2 protein-coding genes are annotated in these 1,275 nt (G+C 44.6%); both read left to right on the forward strand.

Annotated elements, in window-relative coordinates; all coding sequences use genetic code 11:
* Positions 1-645 (forward strand): hypothetical protein (locus JCM12308_RS28470; RefSeq protein WP_164845406.1); only part of this gene is annotated, 645 nt, incomplete at its 5' end.
* 410 nt (positions 646-1,055) lie between these two features.
* Positions 1,056-1,275 (forward strand): hypothetical protein (locus tag JCM12308_RS27475; RefSeq protein ID WP_164845407.1); only part of this gene is annotated, 220 nt, incomplete at its 3' end.

Consider the following 1,275-nt stretch of genomic DNA (forward strand, 5'->3'; position numbering starts at 1 on the left):
GTCTTTGACGAGCCTATTTTCGGGCACGACATTATTGAGGACTTTAAAGCTGGAGATGAAATCGCATTGGAGAAGATCATTGCGAACGACTTAGCAAGTCTCCTGCTTATAGCTGTTCAAGATGGTGCACATACACGCATCCCGTTTAGTAAGAATTCTTCCTTGCTCTTATGGAATGTTGAGTTGAGCAATCTACGACAAGAGGATTTTCGTTTTTTCACATCAGGGAACTTTACTCTGATATCCAGCCGCGAAGTTCCGCAAGAAGATACTCGCTATTATGAAGGGTGTAACTCTTTTGTAAAAACCATCCATGAGCAAACATATCGACGAGCAAACGGTACTACTTATGTCCGTAAAAACGCCACTGGTACGATCTTAGCGGAAGGTGACAAGTGTATTAGAACTACAGAAAACAAGGAAGACTATAAGGGGCGTCGGCTCGTAAAAGTTATCGGCAGTTATTGTAGCGGGTCAGGAAGGGTCACAAAGCATTATGAAACGCGTTATGATCAATACAAGCGTTCTAAAACAACCTATCCCAATGGAACTGCAACTCACACATCTTGGAAGAAGTCCGGAACTAGAATTAAAAAAACATCATCCACTAGCAGCGAAAAACCTCATGGAGACTATTGCGATTAAGTTTCGTCTTTACTTGGGCTGGGCTAATCCAGCCCGAGTATGATGCTCCTGGAGTTCTCCATGCAGATGTCTTCAGGTTCGATCCTGAAGTTTTTGCAGCTAAGGAAGCGCATTGCCCATATGTGATTAATCTGACAGCTATAGCAACTACCCGACAAGTACGTTCTGAAGATGGATAATGTCAGCAATTTCCAAGTCAGAATTTTTAGCTAGTTTTACCACACCAATTAATTCCACTGAATAATACTCATTTAATTAATGATAATTGGCCGTCTATCCATGTATTGCGCACAATAAATCGCAATCCGGCTCATGGATCCTGCTCTTGAGCTGTATCTGCGTCTTTTAATCCCTTGAATGGAACGGGATAAAACTACAGCCTCAGCCAGTTTCTAATGGTTGGGCTGACTATGTTTTCCAAATTCTCTCGTGATCATCATCTGGCTGGCCAGGCATCTGGCCGCAAGCCAAAAGCGGTGTTTCTTACCGCGCTATGCGCCGCTATGGTCTTTAATAGCCCAGCCAGTGTCGCCCTGGAAAACGACCAGTTCGTCTCTCCGGATAAAACCTATACCCAGCACACCAGCAGCTTTGGCGCCCTGACCCAGAAGGTGCCCATCGAAGTGCCCC

Origin of the sequence: Pseudovibrio denitrificans JCM 12308, from assembly GCF_001310815.1 — a bacterium.
GTDB lineage: Bacteria > Pseudomonadota > Alphaproteobacteria > Rhizobiales > Stappiaceae > Pseudovibrio > Pseudovibrio denitrificans.